Source organism: Exiguobacterium sp. Leaf187, assembly GCF_001423925.1.
Classification (GTDB): Bacteria; Bacillota; Bacilli; order Exiguobacteriales; family Exiguobacteriaceae; genus Exiguobacterium_A; species Exiguobacterium_A indicum.
The window spans coordinates 296,941-311,556 of record NZ_LMPR01000009.1 but is presented as its reverse complement, the minus strand read 5'-3'; the positions used below and the strand labels follow the sequence as shown (position 1 = coordinate 311,556).

General features: G+C 46.4%; 19 protein-coding genes and 1 other annotated feature (1 of these 20 only partly in view). Of the genes, 9 read left to right on the top strand and 10 right to left on the bottom strand.

The genetic code is table 11. From position 1 onward, the window contains the following. Nucleotides 1-188 (bottom strand) — a binding site (T-box leader) (it extends 58 nt beyond the left edge of the window). A gap of 85 nt (nucleotides 189-273) precedes the next feature. Next, nucleotides 274-858 (top strand): GNAT family N-acetyltransferase, encoded by a 585-nt coding sequence (locus ASF99_RS05520; protein WP_055967513.1) that lies wholly within the window; start codon nucleotides 274-276, stop codon nucleotides 856-858. Here ASF99_RS05520 and ASF99_RS05515 read toward each other — a convergent pair. From ASF99_RS05515 to ASF99_RS05500, 4 genes are all read right to left on the bottom strand, one after another. After that, nucleotides 827-1,246 (bottom strand): hypothetical protein, encoded by a 420-nt coding sequence (locus ASF99_RS05515; protein WP_055967510.1) that lies wholly within the window; start codon nucleotides 1,244-1,246, stop codon nucleotides 827-829. The two genes, ASF99_RS05520 and ASF99_RS05515, sit on opposite strands and share 32 nt — an antisense overlap. Nucleotides 1,247-1,363: 117 nt before the next feature. Continuing rightward, nucleotides 1,364-1,747, bottom strand: coding sequence for a hypothetical protein (locus tag ASF99_RS05510; protein ID WP_035397856.1), 384 nt, complete (start codon nucleotides 1,745-1,747; stop codon nucleotides 1,364-1,366). Next, on the bottom strand, nucleotides 1,740-1,949 hold the full coding sequence (locus ASF99_RS05505) for a helix-turn-helix transcriptional regulator (RefSeq protein ID WP_023468028.1): 210 nt from the start codon (nucleotides 1,947-1,949) through the stop codon (nucleotides 1,740-1,742). Before ASF99_RS05505 ends, ASF99_RS05510 begins: the two co-directional genes overlap by 8 nt. 136 nt (nucleotides 1,950-2,085) lie before the next feature. Further along, entirely contained in the window at nucleotides 2,086-2,310 is a 225-nt protein-coding gene (locus ASF99_RS05500) for a DUF2188 domain-containing protein (RefSeq protein ID WP_055967507.1), read from the bottom strand. 146 nt (nucleotides 2,311-2,456) lie between these two features. Here ASF99_RS05500 and ASF99_RS05495 point away from each other — a divergent pair, with 146 nt between their 5' ends. From ASF99_RS05495 to solA, 3 genes are all read left to right on the top strand, one after another. Beyond that, nucleotides 2,457-2,927: a DUF2975 domain-containing protein gene (locus tag ASF99_RS05495; protein WP_055967505.1), complete on the top strand. Its 471-nt coding sequence runs from the start codon at nucleotides 2,457-2,459 to the stop codon at nucleotides 2,925-2,927. 483 nt (nucleotides 2,928-3,410) lie between these two features. Continuing rightward, nucleotides 3,411-5,156 carry a methyl-accepting chemotaxis protein gene (locus ASF99_RS05490; protein ID WP_235515869.1) on the top strand — a complete coding sequence of 582 codons (1,746 nt, stop codon included), beginning with the start codon at nucleotides 3,411-3,413 and terminating at the stop codon, nucleotides 5,154-5,156. Between the two features lie 70 nt (nucleotides 5,157-5,226). Continuing rightward, complete coding sequence (gene solA, locus ASF99_RS05485; RefSeq protein WP_055967502.1) at nucleotides 5,227-6,357, top strand: N-methyl-L-tryptophan oxidase; 1,131 nt, start codon at nucleotides 5,227-5,229, stop codon at nucleotides 6,355-6,357. A 70-nt stretch (nucleotides 6,358-6,427) separates the two neighbouring features. Here solA and ASF99_RS05480 read toward each other — a convergent pair whose 3' ends face one another. Further along, nucleotides 6,428-6,697, bottom strand: coding sequence for a hypothetical protein (locus ASF99_RS05480; protein ID WP_023468025.1), 270 nt, complete (start codon nucleotides 6,695-6,697; stop codon nucleotides 6,428-6,430). 149 nt (nucleotides 6,698-6,846) lie between these two features. Here ASF99_RS05480 and ASF99_RS05475 point away from each other — a divergent pair, with 149 nt between their 5' ends. Beyond that, nucleotides 6,847-7,365: a hypothetical protein gene (locus tag ASF99_RS05475; RefSeq protein ID WP_035397867.1), complete on the top strand. Its 519-nt coding sequence runs from the start codon at nucleotides 6,847-6,849 to the stop codon at nucleotides 7,363-7,365. Between the two features lie 76 nt (nucleotides 7,366-7,441). Further along, entirely contained in the window at nucleotides 7,442-8,533 is a 1,092-nt protein-coding gene (locus ASF99_RS05470; protein ID WP_055967499.1) for a hypothetical protein, read from the top strand. 223 nt (nucleotides 8,534-8,756) lie between these two features. Here the strand turns inward: ASF99_RS05470 and ASF99_RS05465 are convergent, their stop codons facing one another. Continuing rightward, nucleotides 8,757-9,107, bottom strand: coding sequence for a hypothetical protein (locus ASF99_RS05465; protein WP_055967497.1), 351 nt, complete (start codon nucleotides 9,105-9,107; stop codon nucleotides 8,757-8,759). A gap of 196 nt (nucleotides 9,108-9,303) precedes the next feature. Here ASF99_RS05465 and ASF99_RS05460 point away from each other — a divergent pair, with 196 nt between their 5' ends. From ASF99_RS05460 to ASF99_RS05450, 3 genes are read left to right on the top strand one after another with little or no spacing between them, the layout of a single operon-like run. Then, on the top strand, nucleotides 9,304-9,531 hold the full coding sequence (locus ASF99_RS05460; protein ID WP_055967494.1) for a PLDc N-terminal domain-containing protein: 228 nt from the start codon (nucleotides 9,304-9,306) through the stop codon (nucleotides 9,529-9,531). Next, the gene (locus ASF99_RS05455; protein ID WP_055967491.1) at nucleotides 9,528-10,412 is read left to right on the top strand and encodes an ABC transporter ATP-binding protein; all 885 of its coding nucleotides are present in this window, start codon (nucleotides 9,528-9,530) and stop codon (nucleotides 10,410-10,412) included. The genes ASF99_RS05460 and ASF99_RS05455 overlap by 4 nt, the downstream gene beginning before the upstream one ends. After that, nucleotides 10,409-11,179, top strand: a complete 771-nt coding sequence (locus ASF99_RS05450) for an ABC transporter permease (RefSeq protein WP_055967490.1) — start codon at nucleotides 10,409-10,411, stop codon at nucleotides 11,177-11,179. The genes ASF99_RS05455 and ASF99_RS05450 overlap by 4 nt, the downstream gene beginning before the upstream one ends. Nucleotides 11,180-11,226: 47 nt before the next feature. On the opposite strand, the gene ASF99_RS05445 is transcribed toward ASF99_RS05450, so the two are convergent. From ASF99_RS05445 to nikB, 4 genes are read right to left on the bottom strand one after another with little or no spacing between them, the layout of a single operon-like run. Then, complete coding sequence (locus tag ASF99_RS05445; RefSeq protein WP_055967487.1) at nucleotides 11,227-12,024, bottom strand: ATP-binding cassette domain-containing protein; 798 nt, start codon at nucleotides 12,022-12,024, stop codon at nucleotides 11,227-11,229. Continuing rightward, on the bottom strand, nucleotides 12,021-12,827 hold the full coding sequence (locus ASF99_RS05440) for an ABC transporter ATP-binding protein (protein WP_055967485.1): 807 nt from the start codon (nucleotides 12,825-12,827) through the stop codon (nucleotides 12,021-12,023). Before ASF99_RS05440 ends, ASF99_RS05445 begins: the two co-directional genes overlap by 4 nt. Continuing rightward, complete coding sequence (gene nikC / locus ASF99_RS05435) at nucleotides 12,824-13,669, bottom strand: nickel ABC transporter permease subunit NikC (protein ID WP_082487013.1); 846 nt, start codon at nucleotides 13,667-13,669, stop codon at nucleotides 12,824-12,826. Before nikC ends, ASF99_RS05440 begins: the two co-directional genes overlap by 4 nt. Next, nucleotides 13,666-14,607: a nickel ABC transporter permease gene (gene nikB, locus ASF99_RS05430; RefSeq protein WP_023468015.1), complete on the bottom strand. Its 942-nt coding sequence runs from the start codon at nucleotides 14,605-14,607 to the stop codon at nucleotides 13,666-13,668. The genes nikC and nikB overlap by 4 nt, the downstream gene beginning before the upstream one ends. Between the last annotated feature and the right edge of the window lie 9 nt (nucleotides 14,608-14,616).

The window sequence follows — 14,616 nt, the reverse complement described above, 5'->3', positions numbered from 1 at the left end:
ACAGCACTTAGTTGCACACTATCATGCGCATTCCATGTAACGGTGGACACCCGGTCACGCTTACTGAATGGTTCAGCGTGACTTCTCAGAGAGGATCTTCATGATTGATCTGGCTACCGGCTCTCAGCAATCCCGGTTTTCTGTAAGGCAGAGGGACAATCATTACTCTTTCTCGTCAACGAAATGATATGCTCTTGTTGTGGAGAATCTTACCATATGACTTAAAGACTGCACAACAGCTTTATACATTTTCTTGCAAAGGAGTTTTTTTGAATGTTACATACTTTCCCAACGCTTAAAACGAACCGTCTCGTCTTACGCGAAGTGTTACCCGAAGATGCTACGAGTGTCCTCGCCTATTTATCAGACGAACAAGTCGTCAAACAGATGGGGCTCGACCCCTTTCAATCAGAAGCAGACGCGCTTGAAGAGATTGACTGGTACGCTTCGATTCGTCGCGATGGCACGGGTATCCGGTTCGGGATCGCGTTACAAGAAGACGATGTCATCATCGGCAGTTGCGGATTCTTGAATCAGTCGGCACGCCATCAGCGGGCAGAACTTGGTTTTGAGTTGAATCCTGCCTATCAGGGACAAGGCATCGCGAAAGAAGCAGCACTTGCAGTCATCACATATGGGTTTGAGAAGCTCTCTTTAAATCGTATCGAAGCACTTGTCTTACCAGCAAATACTGCTTCACACCAATTGCTTGAACGGCTTGGATTCCAGCGGGAAGGGTTGCTTCGTCAATATGAGAAAACACGTGGTCAGTTCGATGATTTGTATATGTACTCGATTTTGCGGAGTGAGTGGTCTGTCAAAGATCTCACTTTAGGTTCTTCGACTCTAACTCTTTGATCCGTCGGTAGACTTCTTCTACTTCTGATTGCGCAAACCAAGCATCGGGATGCTTTTCAAACATCAACAAATTGATGTACCATTCGATGTTATCAGGATCTAGTTCGACTGCTTTTTTTGCATGGAATAAAGCGATTACGCAAGCTCCCTCGAGATGGCAAAGTGGATGTAGCATCAATGAAGATGTCAAATCATGTATCTCGCTCGATTCGTGGTGTTGGAGTAAATAATTCATAAAGGCATATATCGTGAGATGAAACGTATCAAACCCTGCACTAAGAATCATGTTGAATTGCTCTTCTTTTGTTAACTCTAAAAATAGTTTCGCTGCTTTCTCGAAATCCATCTCAGCAATATGTTTCCTTAATCGGTACTCTAATTCTGTCACGGTGATTCCCTTCCTCCATAAAAAATCGCTGTTAATTGGCACTTGCACTTTTACACGAGTCGTCTCTCCCAGTAATGTATCTAACATCCATTGCAGAAGATCGACTGCCATTCCTTTTCATCGATAGGATCGTGCCTTTAGGAATTCAATGATCGGCAACAGTGTCAGTCCGATCGCGAACAAGACGATCAATAACAGATTCGCTGATTCATGCAAAAAGTAATCGAGACAGATGAATCCAAAAATCAGGACGATCAGAATTTTGTAGCTAACGAGCCCACTCTCCGTCGTAATCTTTTCTCCAAGTTCATCATTCGGTGTCGGTCGACTGTCTTCTCCTGAACGTGCCCACGTAAAATACGAGAAGAACATGATCAACAAAATCGCCAATTGAACAATCGAGAAGAACGTTACGTTGTTTTCGATGATCATACTAATGATGGTAAGACTCGCCACTATCACGAGCGTTACTAAAAATAAACCCGTTTTTTTCTTAGACATCCCATTCCTCCTGTTCTGAAATGAACAGATGATCGACTTGTGTCTGCAATACTTTGGCGATATTAAACGCTAATTGTAAAGTCGGATCATACTTGTTGTTTTCAATCGCATTGATTGTCTGCCGACTGACCTGACAGCGGTCAGCCAGTTCTTGTTGCGATAATTTTGCCGCTAGACGTCGCTCCTTAATGTGGTTTCTCATGTCCATTCCTCCACGACGTGTCAAATTCTTTTTACATCTCTACTGTAATGAAATTCCATCCTCATGTCAAAAACATTTGACACGAAAATCATTAAAAAACACGTTCTGATGCTCAGAACGTGTCGTATATGATAGCTCAACCTCGTGGTGGAAATGGATCGTGTCCGTAGGAATCTTTTTCGCGAATCTGCCCTTCTTTGTTATGAATGACAAGCTCCGTCTTCTGTTTTTTCGCAATCCGACGCCCTTCTGCAATCGCTTCTTTCTGTGTAGCAAATCGCTTTGTTGCTCGAGTCGCACCAGCAGCTTTCACTTGATAGCCACCTTTAGAATGTGGCGTGACATGTTGCTCTCGTTTCATCACGTGACCTCCATTTCCTTAATCTATTTCATCTTAATGACACTATTTTGAAGTGCGGTTGCCTCTTCACTTGAATTTTCTACTAGCCTCTCGGGGGATGCAGTATACTAAAAGAAACGTTTGTTGCCTCGAAAGGAGTTGATATCGTGAATCATTTCGTCTGGCAAGTCCGGTTTTTACGCTTTATCGTCTTCGGTATCATCTTCAGTCTGTTCGGTTTAGCTGGTCTTGGTATCCCACTTGTCTGGCATGGTATCACGAAAAACTTGTTACTCGAGCGACCTGGCTACAGTGTTCTATTGACCGCATACCTTATCTTCATCCCGACTCTTTTGATTTTATTCCATGCGCTCCGAATCCTTCGATATATGTCGATGGCTCCTCCGGCTTTTCCACTCATCACTGCTTCCATTCAATCGATGAAATTGTCTTTTTATATCGTTGCTATTTTAACGGCATGTCTCTTTCCCGTCTTTTTCTATATTGGTCAGATTGACGACGCGCCTGGTCTGATTATCATCGGAATGGGTTTGATTCTTACTCCGTTGACAATCGGAACGCTACTTGCCTGTATCCAACAATTATTATTACGCTATGTGTTGCCGATGAAATCCTAACGTGAACGACCGAAAAACAAGTGCTCATGATTGTTTTTGTCATTCTAGCCGTTGCTTTTCCTACCTAGCACTTTGTTCAATCTCGCTCCTAAGAGCGGGATTTTTTAATTCGCGTCACATTGATGGCTATCCTGATGTCCCTGTTTCAACAGAATCTTCGATTGACAACGTAGACATGTCATCAATCGAAATGTGGCTTTTTTTGTGCTGACCGCGTGTCTTCGTAATTCATTTTCATATACATGTCTTGCCTTGATTCGATGGTCGACTTCACTTTCCATCTCAATCCCTCTTCCCTCAACTTATATTTTTTTCTAACTATTATGTGCCCTGAATCATTCTTGATAAATCCTTTTTTTAGAAAAAACGGTTTTTCTTACGACCTTTTATAAAAAAATCGTTAAAAGGTCCTGTTTAATATGTATTGTAACGACCGATAAATGAATTACAGATAGAAAATATGAGTTGAAAGGACGGTTGCATGTGAAAAACACAACCAAGAACCATTCCATCCGAACACGTCTTTTAGTAATGATCAGTTTGATTTTGATTGCCTTTTTTGTTTTTAGTAGTCTGGCCTTATACTTCAATACGAAACAAACTGCGGTCTCAACGCTGAAAGCGACCGCCGAAAAGGACGCGCTTCGCATCAGCAAAACATTCGACACAGTGGCTTATAGCGAATTCCTACAATCGCCTGTCGCGTCCGAACAATACGAAACGTTACGAACAGAACTCGATACGTTACGAAAGCAAAATGGACTCTTATATACATACACAGCACGCATCGACCAAAACAAGGTCCGTTTGCTGATTGACGGTCTCCCTAAGAAAGATGCCGCAAAGATTAATGAACCGGCGAGTGGCGCAAAAGTTACTGACATGAAGGACGTATTAAATGGTGGAACACACGCGACGGACATCATTGATGATCCTGTATATGGACAGTATATGAGTGTCTACGTTCCGTTAAAGGATGCGTCTGGTCAAATCATCGGAATTCTTGGCGTCGACATCGCTGCGAAGGAAATCGATGCCCTCACAACAGAATTATTAAAACAAAATGCTCCGATTTTCATTGGACTTTTACTTCTTCTGTTAACGGCCACACTCATATTGCTCTACATCGTCCTCGGTCGAAAGTTACGTCCGCTCGAGACGTTACAGAAAGTCGCTGCCTTGATTGCCGAGGGACGACTGGATCAGGCAAAACAGACGTTGACCGATTTGACGATTGCTTCGAAAGACGAAATCTATGCGCTTGCGATCTCGATTCGTGATATGAACGAGATGCTGCGGACGATGATTGTCGACATCAAACAGACGGCTACCCTCGTCTCGACGACGAGTCAATCGATCGACCAAAGTACGTCGGAAGTACTCGACGGTTCTGAGCAAATCGCTCATACGATGTCGGAAATCGCGACCGGAACCGAAAGTCAGACCCAAGTCACGCTTTCATTGAATGATGAGATGAATCGGTTCGCAACATTGATCGAGACGACGAATCAATCTGGTGTCGAAATTCAAGGAACGACGGAGCAGATGGCAACACTGACACGAGTCGGACGGGAGCAAATGTCCGCTTCCGTCGAACAGATGCGTCACATTCATCAGCACGTCACGCAATCTGCTGAACAGATTGATCTACTGAAACAGCAATCATCAGATATCCAAACGCTCGTCGGTATCATCCGCGGTATTTCCGAGCAAACGAATCTACTCGCCCTTAATGCCGCAATTGAAGCAGCACGGGCGGGGGAACAAGGCAAAGGATTCGCTGTCGTTGCGACCGAGGTCAAGAATCTTTCGAGCCATGTCGCTAGCAGTGTCAGTGAGATCGCAACGATCGTCACGTCAATCGAAGCCAGTGCGCAGCAGATGCAACATAGCTTTAAAACGACGGTCGAAGCAACAGCAGCCGGTGAACAGATCGTCCTCGATACGGATACGACGTTCGAACGATTGACGGACCAAGTCACGCACGTCTCAACGGCAACACAGCAGATGACGCAACAGATGGAAGACGTCTTGCAGGCAGAACGGTTCATCCGCAATGCCTTGACGGAAATTGCTGCTGTCGCAGAAGAACATACGGCGAGTAACGAAGAAGTTGCCGCTGCATCTGAACAGATGATCGCGACGATCACGACGCTGCATACGCTCGTCGGTGATTTAAACGCACGAACAGAACACTTAGAACAAGAAGCCCGTCGCTTCGAGATTTAATCTTTCATTTGTTCTTTTCTGGTTCTCACTCTATACTGGTGTGAACTTACATATGAAGGAGTCGAACCAGATGTCCCATTATGATGTCATCATCGTCGGTGCCGGTTCCATGGGGATGGCAGCCGGCTACTATCTCTCACGAACCGATCAAAATATCTTATTGTTGGATGCTCACAATCCACCGCATGATCAAGCGAGCCATCATGGCGAGACACGGATCATTCGCCATGCCTACGGGGAAGGTGAAGCTTATGTGCCGCTCGCCTTAGCCGCGCAACGCTTGTGGTATGAGTTAGAACAGATCAGCGGTCGGAGTCTGTTCCTGAACACCGGAGTCTTAAACGCTGGTCACCGCTCGTCCCGTTCGATGCAGACGATCATCAGGAGTGCAGCGCAATATGATTTACCGCTTGAGATCCTGACGGCTGACGAAATGAGAACGCGCTGGTCCGGCTTAACGATGCCCGACGAGTATATCGGTTGTTTTGAACCGACGTCCGGTGTGTTGAAGTGCGAGGATTGTATTGAAGCATACCGCGATCTTGCTGTCGCGAACGGTGTCGACATCCGGACGAATGCGAAAGTGACGACGCTTACCGCCCACACTCATGGTGTGGACGTAACCGTCGGAACAGACACCTACTCAGCTGACGCGTTAATCGTCGCAGCCGGTGCCTGGTCTGGTCCGTTGCTCGAACAGACTGGACTCTCCTTACCGCTGCGCCCTATCCGTAAGACGTTCGCCTGGTTCGAAGCAGCGGAAGAGGTATTCAATGACGCGGTGTTCCCTGCCTTCGCCTTTGATACACCCGCCGGTTATTATTACGGTTTTCCAAGTATCGCTCAAGCCGGTCTGAAAATCGGACGCCACGACGGCGGCATCCCGGTTGATCCGAATCAACCACGCCGTCCTTTCGGTCAAGAGACGGGTGATCTGGCTGATTTACGACAGTTCACGAATACGTTCATGCCCTCAATCGATACTTTAGCTCACGGCAAACCGTGTCTCTATACGATGACGCCAGACGAAGATTTCATCATCGATTTGCATCCGGACTATCCGCACATCGCGATCGCCGCCGGCTTCTCCGGTCACGGATTCAAGTTCAGCAGCTTAGTCGGAAAAGTACTCAGTGAATTGATCATGGAACGATCGACGACCGAACCGATCGGACCGTTCGCGATTAAGCGATTTAAATAATTGAACACATGAAACGATAAAGACCGGCAACGAAAATGCGTTGTCGGTCTTCTGTATCAACGGTATGATGTCACACCGATTCATTCGATTCTTGCTGATTTTTTGCAGCTAGCTTTTCACGCTGTTTTTTCTCATCTTCAGTCCACCAGCCGTGGATCAGTAATACGAGTCCAAGGATCAATGCACCGATTGGAAAGTATGTTAAGTAGTATTCGCCAAGATTTTCTCCTAGAAACTCTGGTGATAACTCAACATACGCACGAAACATCTGAACGATGAAGAATAAGAAAAAGCTTGTAATGAGTGCATATGTACCATAGCGATAACTTGTATTTTTCATATGACGACTCCTTTCTAAAACATACTCTAATCTAAATCATTCAAGGAATACATCAAATTCCCTCTTTTTACATTATCATTTTTAAGAATGTTTCCAAAAGCATGATAAGATAGTTTTAGAATCGATTGAACGAAGGAGTGAAACACGTCGTGAACTTTAACTTATTCAAAAATCATGTCCGGTTTAAGATTGCACTTGAATTAATTGATCGCGAAGACGGTTTATCAATCATGCAACTGAATCAACGCTTAACGGATGTACCGCAGTCGACCTTATACCGGCAAGTCAATGCGATGATGGACGATCAGTTGTTGAAGGTCGTCGCAGTCCAGCGTGTTGGAAAAGTCGAAGAGAAGATCTATGCCTTGAACACAAGCGGCTATCAAATCAGCGAAGCAGACTGGAACAGTGCGACGTACGATGAAAAAGTGAACTTCGTCTCGTTCTACTTCATGTACGTCTTGCAGCAGTACCAGACGTACTTCGAACAGACAGTTCAAACGCAAGGTCAGGACCATTCGACGTTCTCGATCGCGAAATTGCAACTGACGGATGAAACCTTCAACGATTTCCAACAGGACATGCGAACATTGCTCGAAAAATATCATCACCTAGAGACAGAAGACCAGGCAACTGAACGGACCGTCTCACTCGTCATCTTGCCGTAAACACGCTCCGTTTCTAGAAGCGTATTTTCACCAAACTGAAACGAGACAACATTGCGAGGGAGAGAAAATAGACCCCATGAAACGGATCAAAGAAAATCTTGATGCAATTGTGCTGGATACGTTGAACGTAAAAGCAGAACAGATTCTAAAGATTGGTGAAGGAGCTTGGCACACTGTATATAAGTTAAAGAGAGTAGATGATCAAGACCTTGTGATTCGCATAAAAAAGAATGAAGCTTATGGGGAGTTGCAACAGATTGATAAACAAGAGCTGACTACAGAGTATGAGTCTACGAAAGCTTACTATTTACATGCCAATACAAGTGACCAAAATGTCTGTCCTGACTTTTATCAGTATTTTATTGAAGATGACACAGTATTTACAGTAGAAACGTTCATGGGTCGTGGAACGGATTTATTGTTACTCGATCAGAATAAAGCCCATTCTTACGGTAAGAAATTAGGGAGAATTTATCACAATATACACAACCAGAAAACCTCTATTGTTGGTTTCGGGGAACTGCACTGGCAAGGGGAAACTTTACAAGGTAGTGATTTAAGAAACGAGGATAAATTATGGCAGGATGAAAATGAACACGTCTTAACCGCCTTAAATACTCTCATCCACTCTAATCTTTGCTTTGATAAAGAAAAAGTCAGTCAGCATATTCATGCTTTAATTGAAAATAGACGAACTCAGGTTCAAAACATCTCGCTCGTGAATCAAGATGTAACACCAGAAAATTTAATTTTAAGTGATAAACACATTGCAATCATTGATCCGTTTCCAAGATTGGATTTTGATTTGAAATATGCGGCTTACTTCGTTTTTTGTTACAAATTTCTGCTACCAGCCTTTTCAAATGCACCACGATACATAAAGCAAGCGTATCAAGAAAAAAATAATGTTCTTAACAAAATCGCTGACGGATTCATAAGTGGATATTGCTTTAACGTGGTTGGAGACGAACGCACCACTCAAATTCAACGATTACTGGATGAATATACATTATGGATATTGCAAGAAGCGTATGAGCACTACGATATTCTACATCAGCCTCAACTCACTCATAAAACAACGCAACAGATGGGAAATCGAGAAATGATCACTGCTCGGTTACATCTATGCCTCGAAGAATTAGAAAAATGGTGTACGGAATCAGAGTAGAGGCTGACGTAAACTTTAGTCTCTACAAAGATAAAAAGAATGATGCTTTACACACCACTCCTATAGGAAAAGCGCATTTTTGCGCTGTCAGAGACAAACAAGCCAGTTTTCCTGCTTGAATGAAGCAGGAAAACTGGCTTGTGCCTCGCCTGAGGAAAGGGCGTGAGAAAACAAATCATTCTTCTTTTGAGATAGCTTTTTTTATGTATCGCACTTGGTTTCGTCATATGGAAACAAGAGATGATGTATCGAGTTCTTCACTTTCAATTACGATCGCTGTTAACCCCGTATCCGTCTTCGTTTCATGCCATTCTCCTTGATTCCAAAACACGGCTTCCCCACGCTGAACATTTATGTAGTCATCCGTTTCCCCTCTTACAAAGCCCTCACCCTCTACAATTAATAGAAGTTGCGGCACGACAGCCTGGTGATAACCGACCACGCCATCCTTCTCTAAATGGATGCATCCGATGTGCGTCACTTTTTCAGTTTGCATGATTCGCGACATCACAAAGTTCGAATCAAATTTCGTGATCTTCTTACCAACCTCTTTTTTGAATTGATAAATCTGCATATAAGCCTCCTTAAAATCATGATTCGTTTATAGTTCGTCTTTCATTTAAACTATTTGATTCAAATCTCATTTGGAAAATTTTGATAAGAGAAGTTTATCATAGCTCTAACTGATTGAGAACTAACGATGATTCGTCCATGGCATTGACTTTTCTATTTTCATTATTGATAATGGTAATAGAAAAGGAGGGTTTTTCATGAACACAGATTTCTCTGCCTTATCACACATCGACTGGGAACGATTCCTGCCCCTATTATTGATTTACATCTCCATCAACCTGATTCTACTCAGCTGCGCCTGTATCGATTGGTTTAGACGGAAGGACCGGATTGCGACACCGACTACTTGGTTATTGATTATTCTCCTCGTCCAGCCGATTGGCTCGATTCTCTACTTCGTCCTCGGAAGGAGGATGAAAGCATGATTCAGATTTCTCATCTCCAGCTTTCACTTCAAAGACGTCTTATCCTAGACGATATTTCCTTTACGATTCACGAACATGAATGTCTTGGACTGATTGGTCCGAATGGTGCCGGAAAGACGACACTCCTGAAATGTCTGAGCGGCATGATCGAGAGTGACCGTGGTTCCATCACGATGTCTTCGCGCTCCATCCGTCAAAACCAGCAATCGATCGGCTACTTATCACAACAGACCGACTTTAAGCCTTGGATGACATGCGAACAATCATTACGTTTTTTCGGTCGCTTGTCAGGTCTCGATCGCGCAACGTTAAATAAGCGGATTCCGAACGTTCTAAATGAAGTTGGACTCCACGATCAACAAGCAGAAGTCATCGAACGCTTGTCCGGCGGGATGCGCCAACGTCTCGGAATCGCCCAAGCCATCTTACATGAACCGATATTTTTGATTCTCGACGAACCGGCTTCCGCCCTTGATCCGAGTGGTCGACATGATATCAATCAATTAATCCTCCGCTTAAAGAAACGGATGACGATCATCGTCTCAACGCACCTCTTAGAAGACGCAAAGACGTGTTGCGATCGCTTCCTCGTCATTAAGCACGGAAAATTGTTAGGTCCACTCGACAATCAGCGCAACGTGGATCAATACAGGATTAAAGTCGAGACGCTTACAGCTGCCCCGTCGTTTTCTGCGACACGATTTCCACGAGTCGAAATTGATCGAATCAACCCATGCTGCTATCAGTTCTCCGCACAGCAGCCGCTTGATCTCTCACAGTTAGCGACTACTCTGATTCAACAGGGATGGTCGATTGCTTCGATTGCCTATCAACCAATCGGACTTGAGGAACGGTTCCTCGACATGGTGGCAGACGTATGAGGACCTTTTATACGCTGACATGGACCGAGTGGTTGGAAGCATGGAAAGAATGGAAGATCGTTTGGTTACCGCTGTTCTTCATTGCTCTCGGTGTGACCCAACCGTTGCTGTTGATGTACATGGATGTCTTGCTCGCATACGTCGGAAATGCAGACGGAATCATCGTTGATCCGAATCGTCCTACTCCGCAACCGCTTGACGTCTTCAGCGCAACGATCCACGGACAGTTCAATCAGCTCGGCTTGATCGTCCTGATCATGAGCTTCATGGGATTGCTTGCTTCAGACCGACAAACTGGCATGCAGGATTTCATTCTGACGCGTCCCGTCTCGCGAAATATCTATCTGCTGTCGAAATGGTTCAGTCACGGGATGATTAGTCTATTCGGGATGCTGATCGGCGCCCTCACGTCCTACTGTTTGACCGTCTATTGGTTCGGATCTCTCTCACCGATGCTTGCACTACGTATCATCCTCGGTTTTAGTCTTTGGACGTTATTCGTCGTCAGTCTGACACTTCTGATCAGCACTTTCTTGCGACGTGCTGTTCCGATTGGTATCCTGTCGCTCGTCGTTTCCTTACTACTTGTTGCACTTCCTTCATTAATGCCAGACATTCTATTCTTTATGCCTAGTGCGCTACTGTCGCTCCCATCGCACACGTCGTTTTTTTCTTCGTCTCATCTGATTGGTGTCGCTTCTTGTCTCATTTGGATTCTTCTCACACTCGGCTGGTCGGCTCTTCGATTCCGAAAAACAGCTTATTGATCCACCGCTACAACACAAAAAGGATAACGGAGCCGTTCAGCCGTCCGTTATCCTTTGTTTGATTGTGTCTTTCGAATCGTTCGTTGCCTTGGATGCACGGCAAGCTTTGCTTGGCGCATCCGTTCAACGGCAGGATCCGTCGCAGCATCGAACGCTGCTAAACTCGGGTAATGCCCGACGAGACGTCCCTGCTCCAAAATCGCAAAGCTGTCACACAGTTGTTCGGCAGCTTTAATGTCATGGGTGATGAAGACATATGTTAGACCGTGTAGGCGTTTCAAGTCAGCTAACAATGCAAGAATCAATCGTTTGTTGACCATGTCGAGGCTACTGACTGCTTCGTCTAAAACGATCAGACGTGGTTCAGCAGCAATCGCTCGCGCAATCGCGATCCGCTGGAGTTGCCCGCCACTGAACTGCGCCGGATATTTCGTCAGATCCGTCGCCTTGAGCCCGACTTGTTCAATTAGCGTGACGAGACGCTGTCGCCGTGCTTCACCCTTTAAACGAATGAAGTTATCAAGCGGTTCGGCGATAATATCGGCCGCCGTCAGCTTCGGATTGACAGCAGCGAAGGAGTCCTGGAAGACGACTTGGACATCTCCTTGAAACGGTCGTTTTGTCGCAAGCCGGTCGACACCGTTGAACCAGATCGTACCGCTTGACGGACGTTCGAGTCCGAGTAACAATCGTCCGAGCGTACTTTTGCCGGCACCACTCGACCCAAGTAGTCCGAGACACCGCCCCGCTTCAAGCGTCAACGAGACATCATGTAAGACGGTCTGAGCTGGTCGAAACCGGCGTTTGTAGACGTGTGAGACTTGATCGATTTGTAGTAAACTCATCCGAACGCCTCCCTTCCTAGATGTTGGGCAAGAAGGGACTGTGTATATGGATGTTGTGGTCGATCAAACAAATCAAAGACATCTGCCTGCTCAACGATCCGTCCTTGCTGCATGACGAGGACATCGTCTGCAAGTTCAGCGATCACACCGAGATCGTGTGAGATGAGTAACATCGCCGTTCCATAGGTCGCGCACATCCGTTCGAGTAACTCAAGAACTGTCTTCTGATTGAAGACGTCGAGTGCTGTCGTCGGTTCGTCGGCAATCAAGACGCTTGGGCGCAGGGCAACAGCTAAGGCGATCATGATCCGTTGCAACATCCCTCCACTCAGCTCGAACGGATAAGCTTTGAGCAACCGGGCGGCATCCGTCAGATTGACTTCTTCGAGTGCCGTCATCGCTTGTTGTTTCGCTTCACGTTTTGAACAACGCGTATGGGTCTGAATCGTCTCGATCATCTGGTGCCCGATCGAGTAGACCGGTGTGAAGGCACTCATCGGATTTTGCATGATGAACGCAATCTCACCGCCCCGAATCGTTCGCACAGCGCGTTCTGATAAGGATTGAATTGATGTTCCGTTCAGTCGAATATCGCCAGTGACGTCTGTTGTCTGTGGATTAAGTAGACGCATTAAAGCGAGACTCGTCACCGTTTTCCCACAGCCACTCTCTCCGACAAGACCAAGAATCTGTCCAGCTTGAATTGAGAACGTCACCCCTTCGATCAATGTTACTTGTTGTTTCGTACGGACGTTCAGACCGTCGACAGCTAAGATCGGTTCGATACGGGCACCTCCTCTCATTTCATCGTTTTTGATACACCGAATCGTTCTGCTAACTGTTCTCCTACTAGGTTAAAACTGATGATGACGAGCATGATCGCAAGTCCCGGATAAATCATCAATTCCGGATTCGTCCGGATGTACGATTTTCCTTCGTGAATCATCGCCCCCCACTCGGCTGTCGGTGACTGGACACCAAGCCCAAGGAACGACATCGCCGAGATATCCATGATCGCCCAGCCCATCTCAAGCGTTCCGATGACGAGCAGCGGCGGTAAGATGTTCGGCAGGATGTGCGTCCGAATGATCTTCCACGAAGACGAACCATTGACGCGAGCAGCAGCGATGAACGCTTCCGTTTTCAGCGTCATGACCATTCCGCGGAACATCCGCGCGTAGTAGACCCACTGGACGAGCATCAAGGCGATGATGACCTGCTTGAGACCTGGACCGAAAATACCGACGAGACCGAGGACGAGAATCAGACTCGGAAATGCCATTACACCGTCACACAGGCGCATCAAGAGCTGGTCAACCCAACCACCACGGTAACCGGCAAGTGTTCCGACGAACAATCCAATCGCAAGTGAGGCGACGAAAATCAACACGGCACAGCCGAGTGAAATCCGCGCGCCGTAAATCAAGCGTGACAACAGACACCGACCGAGCTGGTCAGTGCCAAGCGGATAAGCCGGCGACGGACCGTGTAGTTTTTGCGTCAAGTCAACGAGATTCGGATCATGCGGCGCGATCCATGGTGCGAACAAAGCAATGCCTGCCATCCCGATTAAGACGAATGCACAAAGATAAAGAAGCGGTGTATACCGCGACCGGATCATCGTTGCTGGAAGTGGAGTGTTCATACCGTCCCTCCTTTTTTCGCTAGGCGTGGATCGAGCACGGCTTGAATGATGTCGACGAGCAAACTGCTCCCGATGAAGACGAGGGCAGCGAGAAAGACATAGCCTTGGATGACCGGCATGTCCCGGTCAAAGATCGCTTCAATGAAGTAACGACCGAATCCTGGCCACGAGAAGACGGTCTCGACGATGATCGTTCCCGTCAGCAACTTCCCAAGGTTCATCCCAAGACCCGTGATCATCGGCGGAATCGCCATCCGAAGGACGTGTTTCCCAAGAATCCGTCCTTCCTTTAAGCCACGTGTCCGGGCAAACAAGACATACGGTTCGTTCAATGCTTCGATCACACTGCCACGGAGCAATCGTGTATACAAGGCAATTAACGGAAAGGCGAGTGTCAATGCCGGTAAGATCAAGTGCATCACACTTCCCGTTCCACCGACTGGAAACCAATCCAGCTGGACGGCAAAGAAGAAGATGAACAGATACCCGAGCCAAAACGACGGAATCGAGGCACCGATGAATGCGATCCCCCGACTGAGATGGTCAAAGAAGCCATTCTTCTTGATCCCAGCAAGGAACCCGAGCGGGATACTGACGACGAGTGCGAGCAGCAGACTCGTCACTGCTAGCTCGACCGTCGGTGGTAAGCGAAGCAAGACATCTTCTAGGACCGGTTTGCCGGAAAGATACGATGTGCCGAAATCGAGCTGCGCCAAGCGGATGACGGCATCGAAGTATTGTTTGTAGAACGGTTGATCGAGTCCGAATTCTGCTCGTTTTGCAGCGAGCAGTTCATCCGTCGGTTGGATATGGGCAGCGGATAGATAGGCCTGTGCCGGATCAACTGGTGACAAATGAATCAACCCTGTCAGAATCAAGACAGCAAGTAACAAGATCGGGATGACGGATAATATGCGTTTGACGAGGAAGACCCCCATGTCATCCCT

What these genes read in the sequence shown, in the direction of transcription:
- ASF99_RS05520 (WP_055967513.1), top strand. Translation starts at nt 274, where the DNA reads ATGTTACATACTTTCCCAACGCTTAAAACGAACCGTCTCGTCTTACGC.
- ASF99_RS05445 (WP_055967487.1), bottom strand. Translation starts at nt 12,024, where the DNA reads ATGAGTTTACTACAAATCGATCAAGTCTCACACGTCTACAAACGCCGG.
- ASF99_RS05470 (WP_055967499.1), top strand. Translation starts at nt 7,442, where the DNA reads ATGAAACGGATCAAAGAAAATCTTGATGCAATTGTGCTGGATACGTTG.
- ASF99_RS05465 (WP_055967497.1), bottom strand. Translation starts at nt 9,107, where the DNA reads ATGCAGATTTATCAATTCAAAAAAGAGGTTGGTAAGAAGATCACGAAA.
- ASF99_RS05500 (WP_055967507.1), bottom strand. Translation starts at nt 2,310, where the DNA reads ATGAAACGAGAGCAACATGTCACGCCACATTCTAAAGGTGGCTATCAA.
- ASF99_RS05440 (WP_055967485.1), bottom strand. Translation starts at nt 12,827, where the DNA reads ATGAGAGGAGGTGCCCGTATCGAACCGATCTTAGCTGTCGACGGTCTG.
- ASF99_RS05455 (WP_055967491.1), top strand. Translation starts at nt 9,528, where the DNA reads ATGATTCAGATTTCTCATCTCCAGCTTTCACTTCAAAGACGTCTTATC.
- ASF99_RS05450 (WP_055967490.1), top strand. Translation starts at nt 10,409, where the DNA reads ATGAGGACCTTTTATACGCTGACATGGACCGAGTGGTTGGAAGCATGG.
- ASF99_RS05460 (WP_055967494.1), top strand. Translation starts at nt 9,304, where the DNA reads ATGAACACAGATTTCTCTGCCTTATCACACATCGACTGGGAACGATTC.
- nikC (WP_082487013.1), bottom strand. Translation starts at nt 13,669, where the DNA reads ATGAACACTCCACTTCCAGCAACGATGATCCGGTCGCGGTATACACCG.
- solA (WP_055967502.1), top strand. Translation starts at nt 5,227, where the DNA reads ATGTCCCATTATGATGTCATCATCGTCGGTGCCGGTTCCATGGGGATG.
- ASF99_RS05505 (WP_023468028.1), bottom strand. Translation starts at nt 1,949, where the DNA reads ATGAGAAACCACATTAAGGAGCGACGTCTAGCGGCAAAATTATCGCAA.
- nikB (WP_023468015.1), bottom strand. Translation starts at nt 14,607, where the DNA reads ATGGGGGTCTTCCTCGTCAAACGCATATTATCCGTCATCCCGATCTTG.
- ASF99_RS05510 (WP_035397856.1), bottom strand. Translation starts at nt 1,747, where the DNA reads ATGTCTAAGAAAAAAACGGGTTTATTTTTAGTAACGCTCGTGATAGTG.
- ASF99_RS05480 (WP_023468025.1), bottom strand. Translation starts at nt 6,697, where the DNA reads ATGAAAAATACAAGTTATCGCTATGGTACATATGCACTCATTACAAGC.